At 67.6% G+C, this 22,344-nt stretch carries 16 protein-coding genes; 6 read left to right on the top strand and 10 right to left on the bottom strand.

Annotation, left to right across the window (positions count from 1 at the left end; all coding sequences use genetic code 11):
• The first annotated feature begins 172 nt into the window (after positions 1–172).
• The 5 genes from mtrA to secA all read left to right on the top strand — a co-directional run bounded on the left by mtrA (position 173) and on the right by secA (position 9,429).
• Complete coding sequence (gene mtrA / locus KXZ72_RS06590; RefSeq protein WP_226083147.1) at positions 173–856, top strand: MtrAB system response regulator MtrA; 684 nt, start codon at positions 173–175, stop codon at positions 854–856.
• A gap of 13 nt (positions 857–869) precedes the next feature.
• Positions 870–2,522, top strand: a complete 1,653-nt coding sequence (gene mtrB / locus KXZ72_RS06585) for an MtrAB system histidine kinase MtrB (protein WP_226083146.1) — start codon at positions 870–872, stop codon at positions 2,520–2,522.
• A complete protein-coding gene (locus tag KXZ72_RS06580; protein WP_226083142.1) occupies positions 2,519–4,201 on the top strand; it encodes a GerMN domain-containing protein in 1,683 nt (560 codons plus the stop codon). The genes mtrB and KXZ72_RS06580 overlap by 4 nt, the downstream gene beginning before the upstream one ends.
• A gap of 752 nt (positions 4,202–4,953) precedes the next feature.
• Positions 4,954–6,414 carry a ribosome hibernation-promoting factor, HPF/YfiA family gene (hpf, locus tag KXZ72_RS14740; RefSeq protein ID WP_318999890.1) on the top strand — a complete coding sequence of 487 codons (1,461 nt, stop codon included), beginning with the start codon at positions 4,954–4,956 and terminating at the stop codon, positions 6,412–6,414.
• Between the two features lie 252 nt (positions 6,415–6,666).
• On the top strand, positions 6,667–9,429 hold the full coding sequence (secA, locus tag KXZ72_RS06565; protein ID WP_226083141.1) for a preprotein translocase subunit SecA: 2,763 nt from the start codon (positions 6,667–6,669) through the stop codon (positions 9,427–9,429).
• A gap of 64 nt (positions 9,430–9,493) precedes the next feature.
• Here secA and KXZ72_RS06560 read toward each other — a convergent pair whose 3' ends face one another.
• A complete protein-coding gene (locus KXZ72_RS06560) occupies positions 9,494–9,850 on the bottom strand; it encodes an Rv3235 family protein (RefSeq protein ID WP_226083140.1) in 357 nt (118 codons plus the stop codon).
• Positions 9,851–11,033: 1,183 nt separating this feature from the next.
• Between KXZ72_RS06560 and KXZ72_RS06555 the strand changes: the two genes are divergently transcribed.
• Positions 11,034–12,524 carry a sensor histidine kinase gene (locus KXZ72_RS06555; protein WP_226083139.1) on the top strand — a complete coding sequence of 497 codons (1,491 nt, stop codon included), beginning with the start codon at positions 11,034–11,036 and terminating at the stop codon, positions 12,522–12,524.
• 62 nt (positions 12,525–12,586) lie between these two features.
• On the opposite strand, the gene KXZ72_RS06550 is transcribed toward KXZ72_RS06555, so the two are convergent.
• The 9 genes from KXZ72_RS06550 to KXZ72_RS06510 all read right to left on the bottom strand — a co-directional run bounded on the left by KXZ72_RS06550 (position 12,587) and on the right by KXZ72_RS06510 (position 22,337).
• On the bottom strand, positions 12,587–14,281 hold the full coding sequence (locus tag KXZ72_RS06550) for a dihydroxyacetone kinase family protein (RefSeq protein WP_226083138.1): 1,695 nt from the start codon (positions 14,279–14,281) through the stop codon (positions 12,587–12,589).
• 7 nt (positions 14,282–14,288) lie between these two features.
• Positions 14,289–15,173, bottom strand: coding sequence for a dihydrodipicolinate synthase family protein (locus tag KXZ72_RS06545; RefSeq protein ID WP_226083137.1), 885 nt, complete (start codon positions 15,171–15,173; stop codon positions 14,289–14,291).
• 19 nt (positions 15,174–15,192) lie between these two features.
• Entirely contained in the window at positions 15,193–16,689 is a 1,497-nt protein-coding gene (locus KXZ72_RS06540) for a tripartite tricarboxylate transporter permease (protein WP_226083135.1), read from the bottom strand.
• Positions 16,686–17,177 carry a tripartite tricarboxylate transporter TctB family protein gene (locus KXZ72_RS06535; RefSeq protein ID WP_226083133.1) on the bottom strand — a complete coding sequence of 164 codons (492 nt, stop codon included), beginning with the start codon at positions 17,175–17,177 and terminating at the stop codon, positions 16,686–16,688. The genes KXZ72_RS06540 and KXZ72_RS06535 overlap by 4 nt, the downstream gene beginning before the upstream one ends.
• Positions 17,178–17,192: 15 nt before the next feature.
• The gene (locus KXZ72_RS06530) at positions 17,193–18,179 is read right to left on the bottom strand and encodes a tripartite tricarboxylate transporter substrate binding protein (RefSeq protein WP_226083132.1); all 987 of its coding nucleotides are present in this window, start codon (positions 18,177–18,179) and stop codon (positions 17,193–17,195) included.
• Positions 18,180–18,236: 57 nt separating this feature from the next.
• On the bottom strand, positions 18,237–18,896 hold the full coding sequence (locus tag KXZ72_RS06525) for a GntR family transcriptional regulator (RefSeq protein WP_226083130.1): 660 nt from the start codon (positions 18,894–18,896) through the stop codon (positions 18,237–18,239).
• Between the two features lie 401 nt (positions 18,897–19,297).
• Positions 19,298–20,425 carry a Gfo/Idh/MocA family protein gene (locus tag KXZ72_RS06520; protein WP_226083462.1) on the bottom strand — a complete coding sequence of 376 codons (1,128 nt, stop codon included), beginning with the start codon at positions 20,423–20,425 and terminating at the stop codon, positions 19,298–19,300.
• Positions 20,425–21,126, bottom strand: a complete 702-nt coding sequence (locus KXZ72_RS06515; RefSeq protein ID WP_226083128.1) for a ThuA domain-containing protein — start codon at positions 21,124–21,126, stop codon at positions 20,425–20,427. Before KXZ72_RS06515 ends, KXZ72_RS06520 begins: the two co-directional genes overlap by 1 nt.
• A 35-nt stretch (positions 21,127–21,161) precedes the next feature.
• Positions 21,162–22,337 carry a Gfo/Idh/MocA family protein gene (locus KXZ72_RS06510; protein WP_226083126.1) on the bottom strand — a complete coding sequence of 392 codons (1,176 nt, stop codon included), beginning with the start codon at positions 22,335–22,337 and terminating at the stop codon, positions 21,162–21,164.
• Between the last annotated feature and the right edge of the window lie 7 nt (positions 22,338–22,344).

The following is a 22,344-nucleotide window of genomic DNA, read 5'->3' as shown; positions in this document are numbered from 1 at the left end:
ATTGGTGGAAAACTCCTGGCTCCATCGTGTCATATCGGCCCAAAATCCGCGGTGAGCGACGACAAGAAATACTTAATACGTGCGGATGCGGGCGCGTCCGATAGTCTGGATGGAACTGTGCTTCCGCGTTTCACTCGGAAGGGGCACGCGGCAAGGAACGAGAACGAGATCGATGAACCCACGCATCCTGGTGGTAGATGACGACACGGCGCTGGCCGAGATGATCGGAATCGTCCTGCGCACCGAGGGCTTTGAGCCCGAGTTTTGCGCGGACGGCGCCGCCGCCGTGGGCGCGTTTCGCGAACATAAGCCCGACCTGGTGCTGCTGGATCTGATGCTTCCGGGCATGGACGGGATCGAGGTATGCCGCCAGCTGCGCCTGGAATCCGGCGTCCCGATCATCATGCTCACCGCCAAATCCGATACCTCCGATGTGGTGAAGGGCCTGGAATCCGGGGCCGATGACTACATCATTAAGCCGTTTAACCCCAAGGAACTGGTGGCCCGCGTGCGCACGCGCCTGCGCCCCGCCGCCGAGGATGCCCAGGACGAACTGGCCATCGGCGACCTGGTGCTGGACGTGGCCGGTCACGAGGTGCGCCGCGGATCCGAGCGCATCAACCTCACGCCCCTGGAATTTGATCTGCTGCTCGCCCTCGCCACCAAGCCGCAGCAGGTATTTAGCCGCGAAATGCTCCTGGAGCAGGTCTGGGGCTACCACTATAAGGCCGATACCCGGCTGGTGAACGTACACGTGCAGCGCCTGCGCTCCAAGGTGGAACTGGACGCCGATAACCCCCGCATTGTGATGACGGTTCGCGGCGTGGGCTATCGCGCCGGCGCCACGAGCGCCTAGGTCCACCCCGGCCATGTCCGAGGGGTTTTTTAGCGAGAGCCGCCTCCGGCGCTGGCGTCAGATACCGGAGCGGCTGGGGCTGAGCTGGCGGCGCTCGCTGCAGTTCCGCGCCGTCACGATCACGCTGATGCTCTCGGGCCTGGCGATCATCATCTCGAGCGGTTATATGACCATCTCGATCGGTAGCGATCTTTTCCAATCCCGCGCGGCCCAGGCCCAGGCGGATTCGCGCCGCGCGCTGGATACCGCGCAGCGCATCTTTGACTCCTCCACCGCCGAGACGCAGGTGGACCTGCAGGCCATCATGGAGACCGCCCGCAACGAGATTGCGCAGGCCTCGGAGAGCCGCCTGATCGCGGGATTCCGGGTGCCGGGTCAGGGCTTTAGCTCGGTGGCCCCGCAGGACTTTGTGAGCGCCGGATTGCAGGGTGATGCGATCAGCGAGGAGCTGCGCACGGCGGTGCAAAAAAACGCCGAGGGCCTGTGGTGGCAATCCACGGCGCTGAACGTGGGCGCCGAGCACGCCGCCCCCGGGGTGATCGTGGGCTCCCAGATCCTCCTGCCCGAGGGCAGTCATTATGAGCTGTATATCGGCTATGACCTCTCCGATACCGAGGAGACCCTGCGCTTTGTGCAGCGCTCCCTGGTGATTGGCGGCCTGGTGCTGCTGCTCCTGGTGGGTGGCGTGGCCTGGATCGTGGTGCGGATGGTGGCCGATCCGGTGCGGGTGGTGGCCGAGACCTCGGCGAAGCTCGCCGCGGGTGACCTCGAGGTGCGCATCCCGGTGCGCGGCGAGGACGAGCTGGCCACGCTGGCGCGCTCGTTTAACCGGATGGCCGAGAGCATGCAGGGGCAGATCTCCGAGCTGGCCGATCTCTCCCAGGTGCAGCAGCGTTTTGTGTCCGATGTCTCGCATGAGCTGAGGACACCGCTCACCACCATCCGCCTGGCCGGGGATGTCCTCTACGACCAGCGCGATACGTTCCCGCCCGCGACCGGGCGCACCGCCGAGCTGCTGCATACCCAGACCGAACGCTTTGAACTGCTGCTCGCCGACCTCCTGGAGATCAGCCGCTATGACGCGGGCTCCGTGCAGCTCGCGCTGGAACCCACCAACCTCGTGCACCTCGCCGAGGACTGCGTGCTGGGAATGGAACAGCTCGCCGAGCAAAAGGGTTCCGAGCTGCGCATCCTCGCGCCCGGCGGACACTCCGCGATCGAGATCGATCCACGCCGGATTCGCCGGATCGTAAATAACCTCGTGGGCAACGCGATCGAGCACGGCGAGGGCCGCCCCATCGTGGTGGCCGTGGACTCCACCGCCGATACCGTGGCGCTCACCGTGCGCGATTATGGCCTGGGCATGAGCGAGGATGACGCGGCACGCGCCTTTGACCGCTTCTGGCGGGCCGATCCCTCGCGTCGGCGCACCATCGGCGGAACCGGCCTCGGCCTGGCCATCGCCCTCGAGGACGCCCAGCTGCACGGCGGTACCCTGGAGGTGTGGTCCGAACCTGGGCGGGGATCCTGCTTCCGGCTGCTCCTGCCGCGCCACTCCACCCGACCCTATGGGCGCTCGCCGCTTCCGCTGCCGCCCGATGACGCCGGCGCGGAGGGCCCGGGCGATTCCGGCCAGCAGATCCTGAAGGAGGGGGACACCCCGTGAAACGCTCCAGATTCTCCGCCCTCGCACTGACGCTTGTGGCCGTGCTGGCCCTCGGCGGCTGCGCCAGCATCCCCCGCAGCGGCGGGGTGAATGCGGGCCACCCGATCGATCGCGCGCAGGACCCCGATGTTTTATATATCCCCCGCGGACCCGAGCGTGACGCCTCGCCCGAGGAAATCCTCAACGGCTTTATCGAGGCGGCATCAAGCCCGGCCAATAACTATGCCACCGCCCGCGAGTTCCTGGACGAGCGCCTCGCGGGCTCCTGGAAACCCGATGCCCGCGCGATCCTCGAGGAGGCCGAGCATCGCCGCCTGGAATTTGACGGCGAGGATCCCACGGCGGCCCGGCTCTCGGTGGTCCCGGTGGCCAATGTGGATGATCGTGGACAGTACACGGCCGAGACCAACGGCAGGCCGATGGTCATGGACTTTGGATTCCGTCAGGTGCAGGGTCAGTGGCGCATCTCCAAGGCACCCGATGGCGTGATCCTGGATCCGATTAAGTTCCGGGATGTATTTAAGCCCTATAGCCTGCGCTTTTTTGATCCGACCTGGACCCACCTGGTGCCCGAGGTGCGCTGGTTCCCCTCGCGGGCCTCCACCAGCACCAATATCGTGAAGGCCCTGCTCGCGGGCCCCAGCGAGTGGCTTGCCGGGGCGGTCTCCTCGGCGTTCCCCGAGGGTACGCGGCTGAGTGCCGATAGCGTGCCCACGGCCAATAGTGTTGCCGAGGTGGACCTGACCCGCGAGGCCTCGGGAATCGACGATCTTACGCTGCGCCGAATGCAGCTACAGCTCACCGCGAGCCTGTCCGATGTCACCGCGATCGACGCCGTAAATATGCGCATCAACGGGGTCCCGCAGGAGATCGCGCCGCTCACGCTCGCGGCCCCGCGCACCGATTCCCGCCCCCTGGTGCTGACCGAGGCCGGGTTTGGATTCCTGACCGAGGACATGCTGGAGCGGCTGCCGGTCGCGGCCCCCGCCGTGGAGGCACTAGACCCCGGGGCCGCCGCGGCCGGACCCGATCAGGAGGTCATCGCGGTGCGCTCGGCGGCGGGCGTCTCGGCCGTGCGGGCCGGGGCCGCCGTGGTCGTGGATGCCCGCGGCGGGCTGATCGGGCCCGCGGTGGACCCCTCGGGAATCATCTGGACGGTTCCGCAGGAATCTCCTAACGAGCTCTATGTGATTAATGCCGCCAATGAGCAGAAGCGGCTGCCGGTGAGCTGGCCCGAGGCCTCCGAGATCGTGTCGCTGCAGGTCTCTCAGGACGGTGCGCGCGTGCTTGCCCTCGTTCGCACGGGCGGAAAAAACTCGCTGCTGATCTCGGGGATTGAACGCGATAATACCGGGCTGCCGGTGCGGCTCGGGGAGCCGATCCGGGTGGCGGCGGCGGCCGGTAAGCCGCTCTCGGCCACATGGGTGGATGAGACGAGTGTTGCCTCGCTGGCCTCCTCGGAGAGTGGGCTGGGACAGATTGTGCACTCCACGGTGGGGGGCCGCAGCGATTCGCTGGTCTCGGTACCGGGGGCGGTGCAGCTCGTGGGGGGAAGCACGATTCAGCAGTTTCGGCTGCTGACCGAGGCGGGAGACCTGAAGGTGTGGCGCTCGGGGGCCTGGCAGGATGCGGCGGAAAATATTCTGTTGATCGCGCCAATGCAGGGGTCGGTGCGCTAGTACCCGGCGGCGGCGCTGGATCGGGGCAGGGGTCCGTGCGCTAATACCCCGCAGCGGCGGATCGGGGCGGGGATCGTGAGCCGGGGTCGGGGTGCCGGGGCGCGGGGTCGCGGGGTTTGCGGCGCTGGGTCGCGGCGGCGAGTAATTGCCGGGCCCGTTCTCCACAGCCCCGCCCACCTCCCCGTGTTTTCCACCGCATTGCCCGCCCCCTTCCCTCCCCGGCGACTCCCGCATTTACTGGGAACATGACCGTTTCAGCCCTCCTCCCCGTGTCCTCATCCACCGCCCCCGGCCCCGGCCCCGGTGCCGACCTCGACCTCGCCCCCGGTGCCGCCCTTGGTGCCGGCCGCAGTGCCGGCCCCGGTGCCGCGTCCGCCGCGCCGCGTGCCGTTTCCGGTGCGCCTCCCGGCTCCGCGGCAGCCCGCGGTGGCGCCCCGCCCGGTGCCTCCACCGCGGGCACGCCCGTCAGTGTCGTGCCCCCGCCTATAAGCCTCGCGCCCCTGCCTGCCAAGGCCGAGCCCCCGCCCGGTGCCTCCACCGCGTGCACGCCCGTCAGCGTTGTGCCTCCGCCTACCCGTGCCACGTGCCCACTCGGCGCCTCCATCATCCGCACACCCTCGCGCGTCATCACCGCGTCCCCGCCCGTGAGCGGCACGCCCTTGCCCGACCGGGCGGCGCCCCCTGCTGTCGGCGTCGTGCCTCCGCTGGCTCGTGCAGTGCCTCAGCCCGCCGGGGCTGCGCGAATACCGGGTGTGGTGAGGCGGGGCGGGCTTGCGCCGCGCGCCGCGTCCCGCTGCGTCTCCACGCTCCTGCCGCTGCCCTGCGCGGGCTGTGGCCGGCCCGGGTCCGGCCTCTGCCCCGCGTGTGGATCCGTCCTGGCCCGTTCCCCGGTGCTCTGCTCCGAGGGCAGCCCGCCCGTCTGGAGCGCCCTGCGCTATCGCGGCGATATCGCGCGCTGCGTGCTGGCGTTTAAAAACCACCAACGCACCGACCTCGCCGCCGCGCTCGCCCCGGCGCTGGCCCGCGCACTCAGCGCCGCGAGCCGGGGCCGGCGCGGTCCCGCGCTGGCCGTGGCCCTCCCCGCCCGGCGCGCATCCCTGCGCCGCCGCGGCTATGCGCCCGTGCCCCTCCTGCTCGCGCGGCTGGGCCTTCCCCGGGTGCCGCTGCTGGCCTGGGCGCGGCAGCCGCGCGAGCAGATCGGGCTGGGACTTGCCGCGCGCGAGGCAAACCTGCGCGGCGCCCTGCGGCTGCGCGGCCGCCCCGGCGGATTTCCCGGTGACACGCGCGGGCCGGTCACCCTCATTTTGGTAGACGACGTCCTCACCACGGGCGCCACCATGCGCGAGGCCCTGCGCGTCCTGGGGCGCGGAAACCTGCGGGTCGTGGGCATCGTCACGCTCGCCCGCGCGGGCGATCCGCGGGCCCCCCCTGAACCGTCCGCGGGCCCCCTCCCAAAAGTTTCTAATGACATCCACGGGGAGAGGGACTACGGTGGGGTCAAAGGCGTGAAAGGACCGCCCGGAACTACTGGCGGCACGTCCCAACAGGAGGTCTCCGTGGAAACAAACATCGTCGGATTTGGCCTAGGAATCACCGATCGCTTTCGCGATTATGCCGAGGAAAAATCGGAAAAGGTAGCCCACCTCGCCGACCGAGCCATCTCATTTGAGGTTAAGGTTTCGCGTCACGCAGAGAAGAGCGGAAAACGCGGGGGTGAGGATCGCGTGGAGCTCACGCTGATCGGCCCCGGTCCACTCATCCGCGCCGAGGCTTCCGGGTCGGATAAATATGTTGCGTTGGACCTGGCCATGGCCAAGCTCATGGAACGCGTGCGTCGCTCCAATGACCGCCGCAAGGTATTGCGTGGCAAGAAGCGCACCTCCCTGCACGAGGCCTCGGCCCAGGGCTTTGCCTCCAAGGCCATCGAGCCGGCCGATGCCGAGCTCATCCAGGCCGTGGCCACCGGCGCCGTCCCCATCGACGGCGTCGTCGAGGAAGACGAGGTCTACTCGCCGGTAGTCATCCGGGAAAAGCTCTTCCCCGCCGAGTGGATGACCACCGAGGAGGCCGTGGACCGCATGGAACTTGTGGGTCACGACTTCTTCCTCTTCATCGACGCCCGCACCGATCGCTCCAGCGTGGTCTACCGCCGCAAGGGCTGGGACTACGGCGTAATCGGTCTTGACGAGGAGGCCGAGGAGGCCAGCGCCTAGCGCCCCGAGTAATTAGTACCGGGTAATGGCGGGCGTTCGCGCACGGCATATCACCGGGAGATGGCGGCAATGTCGGGGAATTTTCCCCGCATTGCCGCCTCTTTTTCGACAAAAACACCCACATTCAGGGTGTGTGCAGTCGGCATCCCGCTAACATAGACATGGCCCTCGATGGTCCCATCGATGGCTGACCCGTACATCCGGTACGGCGATGCGCCACAGCGGCGCCCAAAGACAAGTGGAGAGCAAGTCGTGGCCTCAGTCCTGGAAAAAGTCCTTCGCGTTGGTGAAGGCCGAGTCATTCGGAAGCTGCAGAACCTGACCAAGGCGGTCAATGCGCTGGAGGATGACTTCACCGGTCTCAGCGATGATGAACTGCGCGAGGAAACCGCCGAGCTGCGCGGTCGCTATGCCGATGGCGAGACCCTGGACGACCTGCTGCCCGAGGCCTTCGCCGCGGTGCGCGAGGCCGCCAAGCGCACCCTCGGCCTGCGTCACTTCGACGTGCAGATCATGGGTGGAGCCGCGCTGCACCTCGGCAATATTGCCGAGATGAAGACCGGTGAGGGTAAAACCCTCGTGGCCACCCTCCCCGCCTACCTCAATGCCATCGCCGGCAAGGGTGTGCACGTGGTCACCGTGAACGACTTCCTCGCGAGCTATCAGTCGGAGCTCATGGGTCGCGTCTTCCGCGCCCTGGGCATGACCACCGGAGTCATCATCTCCGGCCAGACCCCCGCCGAGCGCCGCGAACAGTACCTCGCCGATATCACCTATGGCACCAATAACGAGTTCGGCTTCGACTTCCTGCGCGATAACATGGCGTGGCAGTCGCAGGACCTCGTGCAGCGCGGCCACTTCTTCGCCGTGGTAGACGAGGTGGACTCGATCCTCATCGATGAGGCCCGTACCCCGCTGATCATCTCCGGCCCGTCCTCGGGAGAGGCCAACCGTTGGTTCACCGAGTTTGCCCGCATGGCGAACCGACTGAAGCCCGGCGTGGACTATGAGGTGGACGAGAAGAAGCGCACCGTGGGTGTGCTGGAGCCCGGTATCGAAAAGGTCGAGGACTACCTCGGCATCGATAACCTCTACGAGTCCGCCAATACCCCGCTGATCTCCTTCCTGAATAACTCGATCAAGGCCGTGGCCCTGTTTAAGAAGGATAAGGACTACGTCGTGATGAACGGCGAGGTCATGATCGTAGACGAGCACACCGGCCGTATCCTCGCCGGCCGCCGCTATAACGAGGGTATTCACCAGGCCATCGAGGCCAAGGAGGGTGTCACGGTTAAGGCCGAGAACCAGACCCTCGCCACGGTGACCCTGCAGAATTATTTCCGCCTCTACGAGAAGCTCTCCGGCATGACCGGTACGGCCGATACCGAGGCCGCCGAGTTCATGTCCACCTATAAGCTCGGCGTGGTCCCCATCCCCACCAATAAGCCGATGCAGCGCATCGACCAGCCCGACCTCGTATATAAAAACGAGCAGGTCAAATTTGAGCAGGTGGCCGAGGACATCCAGGAGCGCCACGAAAAGGGCCAGCCCGTCCTGGTGGGAACCACCTCGGTGGAAAAGAGCGAGCACCTCTCCCGCCTGCTGGCGAAGAAGGGCATCCGCCACGAGGTCCTGAACGCCAAGAACCACGCCCGCGAGGCCGCGATTGTCGCGCAGGCAGGCCGCTATGGTTCGGTCACCGTGGCCACCAATATGGCCGGTCGTGGAACCGACGTGATGCTCGGTGGAAACGCCGAGTTCCTCGCCGTGGCCAAGATGACCGAAAAGGGCCTCAACCCCAACGAGACCCCCGAGGAATACGAGGCCGCGTGGGATGACGTCTTCGCCGCGGTGAAGGCCGAGGTAGCCGAGGAGGCCACCAAGGTGGTCGAGGCCGGTGGCCTCTATGTTCTGGGCACCGAGCGCCACGAATCGCGCCGCATCGATAACCAGCTGCGTGGTCGTTCCGGCCGTCAGGGTGACCCGGGCGAGAGCCGCTTTTATCTGTCGCTCACCGATGACCTGATGCGCCTGTTCAACTCGGGAGCCGCCGAGGCCCTGATGAACCGTTCGGGTACGCCCGATGATGTGGCCATCGAGTCCAAGATTGTCTCCCGTGCCATCCGCAGCGCACAGTCGCAGGTTGAGCAGCGCAACGCCGAGATCCGCAAGAACGTCCTGAAATACGATGACGTCCTGAACCGTCAGCGCGAGGCAATTTATGCCGACCGCCGTCACATCCTCGAGGGCGATGACCTGCACGACCGCGTGGATACCTTCCTGGAGAGCGTGGTAGACGAGGTCCTCGACGTGCACGTGAGCGAGGGTAACGGCGATGACTGGGACTTCGACGCGCTGTGGGTCGACCTGAAGCAGCTCTATCCCGTGGGTGTCACCATCGACGAGGTTATTGCCGAGGCCGGGCAGAAGGGCCGCGTGAACCGCGACTTTATCCGCCGCGAGATCCTCTCCGATGCCCGCGTCGCCTATGACCGCCGCGAGGCCCAGCTGGGCGAGAAGGCCATGCGCGAGCTCGAGCGCCGCGTGGTGCTCCAGGTGGTGGACCGCCGCTGGCGCGATCACCTCTACGAGATGGACTACCTGAAGGACGGCATCGGCCTGCGCGCCATGGCCCAGCGTGACCCGCTGGTCGAGTATCAGCGCGAGGGTTTTGCCATGTTCCAGCAGATGATGGGCCAGATCCGCGAGGAGTCCATCGGCTTCCTCTTCAACCTGGAGGTTGAGGTGAACGCCGCCCCGGTGGAGTCCGCCGATGCCCCCGTGGAGGTTGTGGCCAAGGGCCTCGAGCGCAATGAGCCCGAGCAGCAGAAGCTCAGCTATACCGCTCCCGGCGAGGACGGCGATGTTGAGGTGCGCGGTGCGGCCGGCCAGGTGAATAAGACCGCCACGGCCAAGGCGCAGCGCGCCGCCGCGGGCGAGGACGAGCCCACCTCGCGTGGCGCGTTTGGACAGAACACCGGCGGCAACCGCGCGGATCGTCGCAAGCGTAACTAACCCCGCGGGCCCCGCCCCAAACTGACGTCCGTTCCAGGCACCCGGTGCCTGGAACGGACGTTTTTTATAGGACGTGTATGGCGGTGGCGAGCCAGCGCGCCTGCGTCCCCTCGAAGCGAATTGCGATGGCCCGCGCCCGCACCCGATCCCGCACCACCACCGCGGCCTCAACCACTCCGGGGGCCGGGGAGCAGCGATGCACGGGCCCAAATCGATATGCCGGCACGGGGATCTCGGTGCCACGTAATTGGCGACCGCGTGCGGCCAGCGTGACCCGAATCCTTAATCGGTTAAACACCGGTTCGGCGATCCAGCGCGCAAGCTGTTCCACGGGCCGCGCCCCGCCCAGCACCTCCAGCAGGCTCGCGCAGAGCGCGCAGATCGTCTCGCCCGAGGGCTCGGGTATGGGGGGCGTAGCCACACCCGGCGGCGAGGGTGGGCGGAGGGGGCGTTCCGCGGGTGGGCGCGGGCGCCCGCCGCGCCGGGGGCCGCGGGCGGGTGCGCGGGGACGCGTGGGCGCCGGGACTGTGCGCTGCGGGGAGCGCAGCCCCGGCCCCGGAAGACGTGGATGCGCGGCGGGGCCCTCGGGGCGGGAAGGGTCGCCCCAGTCCAGGAGGTCGAAGCCCAGCAGGATCTGATCGCCGGATCGCGGCGCGGAGATCCGGGGTTCCCCGCGGGGCGCGGAGATCGGCCCGGTGGGGCGGGGCCGATAGGCCGAGCTGGCCGGTGCGGGCGGGGGAGCGGGGGAGAGCCCGGCATCCGCGAGCGGGCGAGGGTCCCGATCGCCGAGGTGGGCGCGGGCAGGTACGGGCCGGGGGAGGCGTGGCAGGCCCCCGGGTGGTACCGGTCTGGCGGGGTTGGGGGCGGCCGCCGGCGGGGAAAAATCGGGCCGCGGCGGCACATCCGGTCCGCCAAGTTCCGGCTTGCCGCCGGAGGGGGACGCGGCGCTGCGTCCGGGCGGCTGAATCCGGAGATCCGGCGGCGGGTATTCCGTGGCCCCGGTGCGGGATGCGGCGGCATCGCCCGCCCGCGTGCTGGCCGCGGGGGCATCGCCGTCCCCCGCGGCCGGATCGGCCCGCGCAGAACCCGGGGCCGCGCCCGGTGGCGCGCCTCTCCCCGGGGAGGATTCGGGGAGGCGGGCTCCCCGGGACGCGGCGGCGCGCGGCCGATCGGGCGGGCGGGGAAGCGGGGTATCACTCATTGCTGCTCCTCTCGAGGGCGGGCATACCCCTCGGGGATACCGGGGGTACCCCGGGGTGCCCGGCGGTTGGTTTGTCCACTCCACCAGCCGGGGGCGGCCGGGAACAGACCCGGGGTGCACGCTGTGGAAAACTCCGGGGCCCGCCCGCCGCGCCCCCAACCCGTCATTAAGACGCATATCGGGGGCCCGCGATCCCATCGCGGGCGGCCCCGGTGGGGCGTGCCTGCCCGCGCGGCGAGCCCATCGCGCGTGGCCTCGGTGGGGCATACCGGCCCGCGGTGCGGGCCCATCGCGCACATCACCGGCCCGCACCGCCGCCGATCCCGGCCGGGCCCGGAATATTGGGGCGGATATCGCGCGCCGCGTGCACACCTCACAACGTTTGGCATCCTAGACTGGAGCAATGTCAACACTCAGTGACCTCATCCACAGTCAGGGCCTCGCGGGCGAGGAAGATATCGACTGGTTGCACATGCTTGTGGGTGATGCCCAGCTGCTCGCCGATCTCGCCTTTGCCGATATCGTGCTGTGGGCCCCCACCGCCGATGGCAGCTTTGTCTCGGTCTCCCACTATCGACCCTCCAGCGCCGCCACCCTGTTTTATCGCGATGTTGTGGGTCAGCGGATTAAGCCGCAGTGGGCCACCCAGGTGTCCACCGCCTTTGAGACCGCCCATATCGTGGACTCGGCCTCACCCGATTGGTATGAGGAGACGCCCACGCGCGTGCGCGCCGTCCCGGTGATGCGCCGCCTGGCCTCCAATTCCTCGGTGAACGCCCCGAGCCCCATCGCCGTGCTCACCCGGCATACCAATCTCTCGGAGACGCGTACCCCGAGCCGCCAGGAGCTCACGTTTAACTCCTGTGCCGATGACCTCTTTGAGATGATTGCCGCGGGGGATTTCCCCGATCTGGGCGCACCCAGCGGACCGCGCCGCGGGGCACCGCGCGCCAATGACGGCCTGATCCGTCTTGATGTGGAGGGTGTCACCACCTTCGCAAGCCCGAATGCGCTCTCCGCGTTTAACCGGATGGGTTTTGTGGATGAGCTGGAGGGGGAATCCCTCGCCGAGGTCACCACCCAGATCCTGCCCGGCAAGCAGGATATCGACGAGTCCCTGCCGCTGGTGGTCACCGGCCGCGCGCCGTGGCGCACCGATATCGAGGCCCGCGGCGTGACCGTTTCGCTGCGCACGATCCCGCTGCGTCATCGGGGCGAGCGTAATGGCGCAATCGTGCTGTGCCGCGATGTATCCGAGCTGCGCCATCAGGAACGTGAGCTGATCACCAAGGACGCCACGATCCGCGAGATCCACCACCGCGTCAAAAATAACCTGCAGACCGTGGCCTCGCTGCTGCGCATCCAGGCCCGCCGCGCGCATACCGAGGAGGGCCGCGAGGCGCTGAGCCAGGCCATGCGCCGCGTCTCGGCAATCGCCGTGGTGCACGATACCCTGTCCGAGGGCCTGAACCAGGCCGTGGATTTTGACGATGTTTTTGAGCGCGTCCTGATGCTCATCGCCGAGGTCGCCTCCTCGCATAACACCAAGGTGCACCCGGTGAAGACCGGCACCTTTGGCGTGCTGCCGAGCGAATATGCCACGCCGCTGGCGCTGGCCCTGACAGAGCTGGTCACCAATGCCGTGGAGCACGGGCTCGCGGGTCGCGAGGGCAAGGTGGAGATCGTCGCTGCGCGCGATGCCGAGACGCTCACCGTGCTGGTGCGCGATAACGGCGTGGGCCTGCCCGAGGGCAAGGTGGGCGCGGGCCTGGGCACGCAGATCGTGCGCACCCTGATCCAGGGTGAGCTCTCGGGCCAGATCGACTGGCATACCGTGATGGGCTCGGGCACCGAGGTGACCATCGAGATCCCGATGCGCTTCATCACGGCCTAACCCGCGCAAAATACTGCCGGGCCTCCCCATGGGGAGGCCCGGCAGTATTGGTGAGGGGGCGCCTAGCCCAGGCGCAGCTCCTCCACGAAGCGCTGCACGGCGACCCCGCCGGGATCGCGCCGACCCACGGTGCGCTCGCCCTGCCAGGCCGCCCGGCCGCGCGCCGATTGCAGCGCCGTGGTACGGGTGACCGCCTCGGCCGCGGCCGAGCGCAGCGCGCCGGGTAGATCGGTTTCGGGGGTGGCCCCGGCGAGCACCGCGATCAGCGGATGCAGCACGTCCAGGAATGTTTTATCCCCGAGCACGGCCCCACCACGCTCCGAGATGCGGTTAAAGACCGCATTGAGGAAGCGCGCGGCGGCGGATGCATCCAGCGGGGTCCCGGGCTCGAGCACATCGGCGCCACCCATCAGCCCGCCACCCACGAGGGCGGCAAAGGTGGACGGGTTTGCGGTGGCAAAGGCCACCGCGGCGGTGCGAATGACCCCGGCCTCATCGGCATCCTCGGGTAGCGCCTCAAGCGCGGCGAGGATCGCGGCGCTGCCGGAACCCACGGTGATCCCCAGGTCGCCATCGCCCAGGGCTGCGTCCAGCTCGCGCAGTTCCTCGGTATGCGCGGCCATGCCCGGCAGCGTCGCGAGCAGTAGGGCCCGCGCGACGCTGGGCACGCCGGTGCCGCGCACGGCGGGGGCTAGCGGTGCCAGCTCGGGCACCTCCGCGGGGGCGGGTGCGGTCGTGGACTCATCCACGCTGCCCTGCCGGAAGAACGGGGAGGAGGCGGGATCCTCGATCAGCTCCTCCAGCTCCTCATCCAGCAGCATGATCGAGAGCGAGGCCCCCGCCATTTCCAGGCTGGTCACGTATTCGCCCACATAGCGGCGCACGATGCTCACCCCGCGCGCCTCAAGTTCGCGATGCACCCGGCGATACATCACATAGAGCTCCTCGAGCGGGGTGGATCCCAGCCCGTTGAGGAGCACCGCGACGCGGGCCCCGGCCACCAGGTCCAGCTCGCGGGAAATCTCGGCGAGGAAGCGGTCGGTGATCTGATCCGCGGTTTCCAGCGGCCCGCGATGCGTGCCCTGCTCGCCGTGGATGCCGATCCCGATCTCCATCTCGCCGGGTTCCAGCGTGAACGTGGCCTCGCCCGCGGCTGGGAGGATCGTGGGGGAGAGCCCCACGCCCATGGTGCGGGTGGCATCCGAGGCCTTCTGGGTCACGCGGGTCACCTCGGCCAGCGGCCAGAGGCGATCCGCGGCGGCCCCGGCCACCTTATACACCAGGACCAGCCCGGCCACGCCGCGGCGCGAGGCCGCCCTCTCGGGCGGGGCGGAGAGGATATCGTCGGTGCCCAGCACCGTGGCCACCTCGATGCCCTCGGCCCGGCACAGGTCCGCGGCGAGGTCGAAGTTATATACGTCTCCGCCGTAATTGCCATATAGGTAGAGCAGCCCGGCGTCCCCGGATACCGCGCGCGAGGCCGCATAGACCTGCGCGGAGGAGGGGGAGGAGAATACGTTTCCGATCGCCACGGCCGAGCATAGGCCGCGGCCCACATAGCCGAGGAAAAACGGCAGGTGTCCGGAGCCGCCGCCGGTCACGATGCCCACGCGGCCGGCCGCGGGTGCATCCGCGCGGATCAGCGTGCGCCGATCCGCGGTGGCGGGCCGCACCTGATCGGGATAGGCGAGGAAGATGCCCTCCATGACCTCGTCCACAAAAACCTGCGGGTCGTTAATGATCTTGCGCATGGTCATGACGGGGCTATCCGGCCTGGCGCTGCGCAAGCGCGATGATCGCGGCGCGGTCGGCATCGTCGGTGGGGGCCACGGCCGAGCGCACGGGGCTGCGCTGGAATCCGCGCGCCTCGATTCCGGCCTTGAGGTGGGTGAGGCTGCCCGCGCGCACGGCGCGCACGGCCTCGACCACGCGCTCCTGGTGGTGTGCGATGGCCTCCTCCTCGCCCGCGATGAGGGCATCGCGCAGATCGCGGAATGCCTCGGGATAGGCGGAGGAGACGCCCGAGACGATGCCGTGGCCGCCGGCCTGGATCAGCCAGCGGAAGGAGATATCGTTTCCGGAGAACACGGCAAAGCCCTCGGGGGCGGCGTCAAGATAGCGCTGCACCGACTCATCGGATTCCCCGCTGAGCTTCACCCCGGCCACGCCCACGGCCGCGAGGCGCTCCAGGATGCTCGGATCGGATACCGTGCTTGTGCGTGCCTCAAAGAGATAGGCGAAGATCAGGGCCTTGCCCTCGGCGGCCCGCACCAGGCGGTCATAATATTCCACCACCTGATCCGCGGGTGCGGGCTGGAAGAACGGCGTGATCGCGGCCATCCGGGTGGCGCCGCGGGCCACGCTGGAGCGCACGAGGTTTTCGGCCTGGCGGGCGGTCGCGGCACCCACGTGGATATATACGGAATCGGCGGGGAAGATCTCCAGCGCGATATCCAGGATCTGCAGCCGCTCGTCATCGGTCAGGCTCGGGAACTCCCCGGAGGTGCCGGCGGGAAAGAGCGCGTCCACGCCGGACTCGCGCAGCCAGGTGAGGTGGGCACGGGTCTGGTCGAGGTTCAGGGATTCATCGGCCCCGAAGAGCGACGGGGTGGCGGTGATCACGAGGGGGGTTGCGGGAATGGCAATCATGAGGGTTCTTTCTACGGGGTTAAACGGAGACGGTGGTGCGCGCGAGTCGGCGGGCCTTGCGGCGGGCCAGGAGCGGCGGAACGGTGATGGCGAGCACGCTGAAGATGAGGATGCTCATTGCGATGGGGCTGGTGAGGATATTTTCGATGCCGCCGATTTCCAGCGAGCGGCGCAGGTTTCCCTCGGCGAGCTTGCCCAGGATCAGGCCCAGGACCACGGGCCCGGCGGGGAAGCCATTGCGGCGCAGGAACAGCCCCACGAGGCCAAAGACCAGCATGATGCCAACATCAAAGACGCTGTTATTCACGGCGAAGGTGCCGACCATGCAGAATACGATGATGACGGTCCAGAGGAACGCGGGCTTGAGCTCGAGGAGCTTGGTGACGCCGCGCAGGCGCAGCAGGCTCAGGGCGAGCGTGAGGACCGTGGCGATGGCCATGATGCCCGCGATCGTATAAACCATATCGGGCCTGGTGGTGAAGAGCGCCGGGCCGGGCTGGATGCCCCAGACGATCAGCGAGCCGATCAGCACGGCCATGACCGAATCGCCGGGGATGCCCAGCGCCAGCGTGGTGGTGACCGAGGGGCCCAGCGTGGCATTGGAGGCGGTATCGGAGGCGGTGAGGCCCTCGAGCGAGCCCTTGCCAAATTCCTCCGGGGTCTTGGAGGCCTTTTTGGCGGCGGCCCAGGACATGATTCCGGCGATGTCTCCGCCGGCGGCGGGCACAATACCCACCACGCTGCCCACGCCCACACCCACGGCGGTGGGCTTGACCATCTGCTTTACCTCGGCCCGGTTGGGCCACCAGCGGCCGAAGTTCTTAATCGCGGTGAAGGTCTCGGGGCGATGGGTGAGCATCTGATCAAAAACATCGGCGATGCCAAAGAGGCCGATGATCGCGGCGATGAAGGGGATACCATCGCTCAGCTCCACCTGGCCAAATGTGAAACGGTCGGTTCCGGTGATCGGATCCCGGCCCACGCTGGCCAGGGCCAGGCCGAGGGCTCCGGCGATCAGGCCCTTGCCGATCTTGCCACCCGAGACACCCACCATCATGGTGAGTCCAAAGACCACCAGCGCAAACATCTCGGCGGGCCCAAATTTCAGGGCCACCTTGGCGAGGGGGACGGCGGCAAATACCAGCAGGATCAGGCCGCACAGGGTGCCGATGGCCGAGGCAAACGCACTGGTGGTCAGGGCCACCCCGGCGAGGCCCTTCTTTGCCATCGGGTAACCATCAAATGTGGTGGCAATCGAGGCGGGGGTACCGGGGGTATTAACGAGGATCGCGGGGATGCGATCGCCAAAATTCGCCGCAACATAGATGGTCAGCAGCACGGCGATGCCGGGGATCGGATCCATCGTAAGGGTGAAGCTGGAGGCCAGCGCCACCGACATCGTGGCGGTGATCCCGGGGAAGGCTCCCACGAGCATTCCCACGAGAGAGCCGATCAGGATACAGAGCAGAACAAAGGGGTCGGCGATCTGGCCCAGACCCTCGGCAACGGCATTCATAGTGGCACCTTCAGGAGAAGACCAAACAGGACATAGAGTACGCCCGTGGCCACGGCGGGGAAGAGCAGCAGGGCCTTCCAGCCGCGCTCGCCGAGGACCCAGACCATCGCGGCGAAGAGAATAAACGTGGCGATGGGGAAGGCGATGAAGTACCACAGCACGCCGTAGACGGCGATGGTGGCGAGGAAGGAGATAACCCGGATCACTCCGAGGCGGGTGGGCTCCTCGATATCGGAATCGGGGGCACCGGGGGCCACCACTTCTTTAATGGTCACCCCGATGCTCAGCAGCGTGAGCAGGATGCCCAGCATCTGGGGCCACCAGCGCGGGCTGAGCCCGGTGGGGATCTTCGGCTCGGCCACCGTGAGGGTCAGCGCGAGGAGGGCAAGACCGGCGAGGATGCCGGCCACGGGACCGATGAGCCGGCGCAGCAGGGATTCCTGTGCGCCGGCCTCGGGGGCCCGTTCGGTGACAATGGGGGAGGTCATGAACGGGGGTTATTTCTACTTCTCGGCGAAGAGGGTAGCGAAGCGCGAGGCCTCGGCGTTGTAGAAGGTCAGGAACTCGGCGGGAGCGGTATATACCGGGAGGTTTCCGGACTTATCGATCACGGCGGTGAAGGCCTCGGACTGGGCCGCGCTCTTAACCGCCTCCACGAGCTTCTTCTTGACGTCCTCGGGCAGTCCGGCGGGGGCGCCGATGGCTCCCCAGCCGCCGATGACCACGTCGGTGCCGAGGTCCTGGGCGGTCTTCACGCCGGGCAGGGCCTCGCTGGTGCTGGCATCAAGGATCGCAAGTACGCGCAGGCGGCCATCGGCTGCGGCCACGCTGGTCTCGGAGATTCCGGCGGCCACGGCATCCACCTGTCCACCCACGGCGGCGGTCACGGCGGGGGCTCCACCGTCGAAGGGAACGGGCTTAAGTTCCACACCCGCGGCCTCGTTCAGGGCGGTGGTGGCTGCCTGCCAGATCGATCCGGCGCCGGAGTTGGATACGGTCACGCCGCCCGGGTTTGCCTTGGCCGCGTCCAGCAGGTCCTGCAGGGACTGATACGGGCTATCGGCGCGCACGGCGATCGTGGCCGGGACCGACACAATCTGGCCCAGCACATCAAATGCGGCGGGGTCCAGGTCATAACCCTGGTGGCCGAGCATCACGGTCTCCACCGGCAGATAGCCGATGGTATATCCGTCGGCGGGGCGTGCCGAGAGATAGGTGAGGCCCACCGAGCCGGCGCCGCCGGTGCGGTTCTCGACCACGATGGACTGACCGAGGGTTTCCTCCATCTCCTTGGCCAGGGTGCGGGCCGAGAGATCGGAGGCGCCTCCGGCCTGATAGGGAACGATCATCGTGATGGTTTTGGCGGGGAAGTCCTCGGAGGAGGTGGTCTCGCCGCCGCGGTTGGCGCAGCCGCTTGCGGTCAGGGCGAGCGCGGCGATGGCCACGAGGGACAGGGGCTTCATGATCTTCATGAGGGAAATACCTTTCACGTCGGTGTGCTAGGGGTGGTGCTGTGGGACGGTGCCCGTGGGGGAAAAGCGTGCCGGTTAGTCGGCGTACTCGCGGCGCACGCGCACGCGAGAGTTATTGAGGTGGGTCTCGATCTCGGAACACACCAGGTCGGGGGAGCCCGCGGCGATCAGGTCGCGCAGCTCGAGGTGGCTCTGCAGGGAGGGGGCCAGGTCCACGTGGTCGAGGTTGGCCACCAGCAGGAGGTTTTCGATCGTGGGCTGATATTGCGACCAGACATCGCCGAGGCGGCGGTGGCCACTCGCGGCGAAGGAGGCGCTGTGGAACTGGAGGTCGGCGCGGGTGAACGCGTCGGGGTCCCCGGCGGTCACCGCGGCGGTCATCGCGGCGAGGGCCTGTTCGAGGGCCGCGGCGAGCCCGGCCGCGTTATCGCGCAGCGCGGTTTTCATGGCCAGCTGCTCCAGCGAGGTGCGCAGCGTGAATAGCTCGTCGATATCCCCGGCGTGCAGGCCCACGACGCTGGCGCTGCGCCCGGCGGTGGTCACGAGGCCCTCCTGGGTGAGGATGCGGATGGCATCGCGGATGGGGCCGCGGCTGACCGAAAAATCGGCCGCGAGTTTTTCCTCAACCAGCAGCGAGCCGGCGGCGCGTTCCTGGGTGACGATCTGTCGGCGGAGCACATCGGCGATCTGGTTGCCGAGTCCTACGGGCCGCTGCGGGAGCAGAGGTTGCATCATTGATTCCTCTCGTGTTTACGGTAAACAGTAAACAGTGAGGTGAATCTAACCCACGCGGGTTCCCCGTGTCAACCACGGATGGCACCCCGCGGATGGCCCGTTGCGTATGTCGCAACGGCGCCCGGGTGGCCGGTTGTGCGCGGCGCGGGGGTGGGGGGAAGGGCCAGATGAGCGCGTAATTTTGGTGGATATTTTGATGGCGCAGATTGGGATGAATCGCCGCGTATCCGGGGCGAATCCGATGGCGGTCCGCGCGCGAGTTGGCCCCCGCAGAGGGGGCAAAATTGGGGCCCGCGCGGGGGTCAATCCGCGGGCAGGCGGGAGGGAAAATCCAAAAAACCGCCCCGGTGGGCCCGGCCGAAGGAGCGGCCGGGCCCGCCGGGGCGGCGGGGGAGGTGATGCTAGGCGGAGGCCACCGGGGCCGGGGATACCGAGGTATTCAGGTCCACGGCCTCCGGGCGCTCGACCGTGGAGGCGATGCTCACGCCCGTACCTGACTGGGCCGAGAGAAGCACCGATTCCATGATTTCCAGGGCGTGTAGGGCCAGCTCGGCACCGGCCCGGTGCGGGCGGTTCTCGGCCGCGGCCACCGCGAGATCCTCGAGGCCCACCCCGCGCGAGGCGTCCACATAACCGGCCGAGACCGGCAGCACACTCCAGTCCTCGGCACCGATCTCGCGGATCGAGACATCCCCCGCAAAATGGTTGGGATCGGGCACGATGAGCGAGGCATTTTCCCCGTGCACCTCGATATTTGAGGAGCGGGTCGCGGCCGCATCGAAGCTCATAAACAGCGTCGAGAGCGCACCCGAGGCGTGGGTGAGGATGCCCGTGACATGGGAATCTGTGGTCACCGGAATCTTCTCGCCCGCGCGCGGACCGGTTTTGATCTCGCGCTCGCTGCGGGTATGGCTGGCCGCGCCGATCACCGAGACCACGGGACCCAGCAGGGTCACCAGGGCGGTGACATAATACGGGCCCATGTCCAGCAGCGGGCCGCCGCCGGGCACATAATAAAAGTCCGGGTTGGGGTGCCAGCGTTCGTGGCCGGGGGTGACCATCGTGGCCGAGGCGGAGATCGGGCGACCGATCAGGCCGTCATCCACCGCCCGGCGGGCGGTCTGCACACCGGTACCCAGCACGGTATCCGGGGCGCATCCCACGCGCACCCCCGCGGCCTGCGCCGCGGCGAGCACCTCAACGCCCTCGGCCACGGTGGCCGTGAGCGGCTTTTCGCCATAGACGTGCTTGCCCGCGGCAATCGCCTGCAGGGCGATCGGGGCGTGGGCGCGCGGAATCGTAAGGTTCAGCACGATGTCCACATCGGGATCGGCGATCAGCTCGTCCACGCCGAGTGCGCGCACGCCGGGGATGGTCTCATCCACCGAGCGGGCCACGGTCTCGGCCCGTTCGTGATCCAGGTCGGCCACGGCCACAAGCGTGACGTGATCCAGGTGCGGGAACGTGTTCAGATACTGCTGGGCGATGGCTCCCGCGCCCACCATACCCACGCGCAGCGGCGCGCCCATCAGCGGCTCGCCCACAGCAGGCCACGCTCGATGATCGTGCGCACATTGGGGTCCTCGAGGATCTCCACGCGGTGCCCCGGGGTCGAGACGAAGATGCGTCCCTTGCCCCAGGAACGCGTCCAGATCGCGGGGGAGGTCACCGGGCGGTTCCAGGCATCCCAGGGACGCACGGCCTGCGTGGTGGTCGCCAGCACGTCGATATAGTCATCGGTCAGTACCCAGTACTGCTCGCTGATAAGATCAAAATCCGAGAGGCCGGCCACGATCGGGTGCTCACTCGCCTCGGGCAGGATATTGATCGTATGCGGCATATAGTTATCCGCCTGCTCGCCCGTGAGCTCCTCGGGGGACTTCCCGGGGTGGCACGCAAACTGGCCACCGATCAGGTGCAGGTAATCGGAGTTATTGCGGTAGGAATCGGCGATTCCCCCGTGCCAGCCGCCCAGGCCGGTACCGGCCTCCACGGCCGCCCGCAGGCCCTCAAACTCGGCCTTTTCGATCGTGGTCATGGTGTTGCACTGCAGGATCAGGTCCACGCCCGCCATATAGTCGGCATCGGCATAGACGGCGGTGGACTCCTCCACCCGCACGCTATAGCCGTTTTCCTCCAGGAACGGGATGAATAGATCGGTGGCTTCGACGGGCTGATGTCCGTCCCAGCCGCCGCGCACAACCAGCGCGGATTTGGTGACCGAGGTCATAGCAACAACTTTCTTTTTATACGGAATGAGAGTTTTTAGAGGGCGGTGAATGCGCTATTCGCGGCGGCGCTGGTTTCCACTGCCTGCAGCACCCGCTGCACGCCGAGTGCATCGCGGAACGAGGGCGTGGGGGCCGTCTCCGAGCCGATTGCGCGCACGAGGTCCACCACCTGATGGGTGAATCCGTGCTCATAGCCGAGGCCGTGGCCCGCGGGCCACCAGTTCGCGGTATAGGGGTGTTCCGGCTCGGTCACGAGGATGCGCTGGAAGCCCTGCACGTGGGCGGGCAGTGTGGCGTCAAAAAACTCCAGCACGTTCATATCCTCAAAATCAAAGGCGAGGGAACCGAGGGTGCCGTTGATCTCCAGCCGGATGGCGTTTTTGCGGCCCAGCGCAAAGCGCGTGGCCTCGAAGATTCCCACGGCGTTATTCTCAAAGCGCGCGGTGAAGAGCGCGGCATCGTCCACGGTGACATCGGCATATTCGCCTGCGAGGTCGCCGCTGCCGCCGAGGCCCACCTTGGCCCCGGCCAGCGGGCGGCGGGTCACAAAGGTCTCGAGTAGGGCGGAGACCCCGGCGATATCGCTGCCGGTGACAAACTGGGCGGCGTCGATGATATGGGCGCCGATATCGCCGAGCGATCCGGAACCGGACTTGGTTTTATCCAGTCGCCACGTCATCGGTGCGTTCTCATCGCTGAGCCAGTCCTGCAGATACTGCGCCCGCACCTGGCGGATGGTGCCGATACGGCCCTCGTCCACCAGCTGCTTGGCGAGGGTCAGCGCGGGGGTGCGCCGATAGCTGAAGCCACACATCGAGTACACGCCGCGGGCCTGCGCCTCCTCGGCGGCGGCGGTCATCTCCTCGGCCTCGGCCACGGAATTTGCCAGCGGCTTTTCGCACAGGACGTGCTTGCCGGCGCGCAGCGCGGCGAGGGCGATCTCGCGGTGGGTATCTCCCGGGGTGCAGATATCGATCAGATCGATATCGTCCCTCTCGATCAGCTCGCGCCAATTAGTGCTGGACTCGGCCCAGCCGTATTTGGCCGCGGCCGCCGCGGTGCTCTGCGGATCGCGGCCGGCAATCACGGCCAGCTCGGGGGTGAGCGGGAGGTCAAAAAAGCGCGGTGCGGTGCGCCAGGCGTGGGAGTGCATGGCACCCATGAAGGCGTGGCCGATCATGCCAACGCGCAGTGTGGGGGAAGCGGACATGCGGGGT

The organism is Mycetocola spongiae (assembly GCF_020424085.1).
Classification (GTDB): domain Bacteria; phylum Actinomycetota; class Actinomycetes; order Actinomycetales; family Microbacteriaceae; genus Mycetocola; species Mycetocola spongiae.
This window is presented reverse-complemented; position numbering and strand designations above follow the sequence as displayed.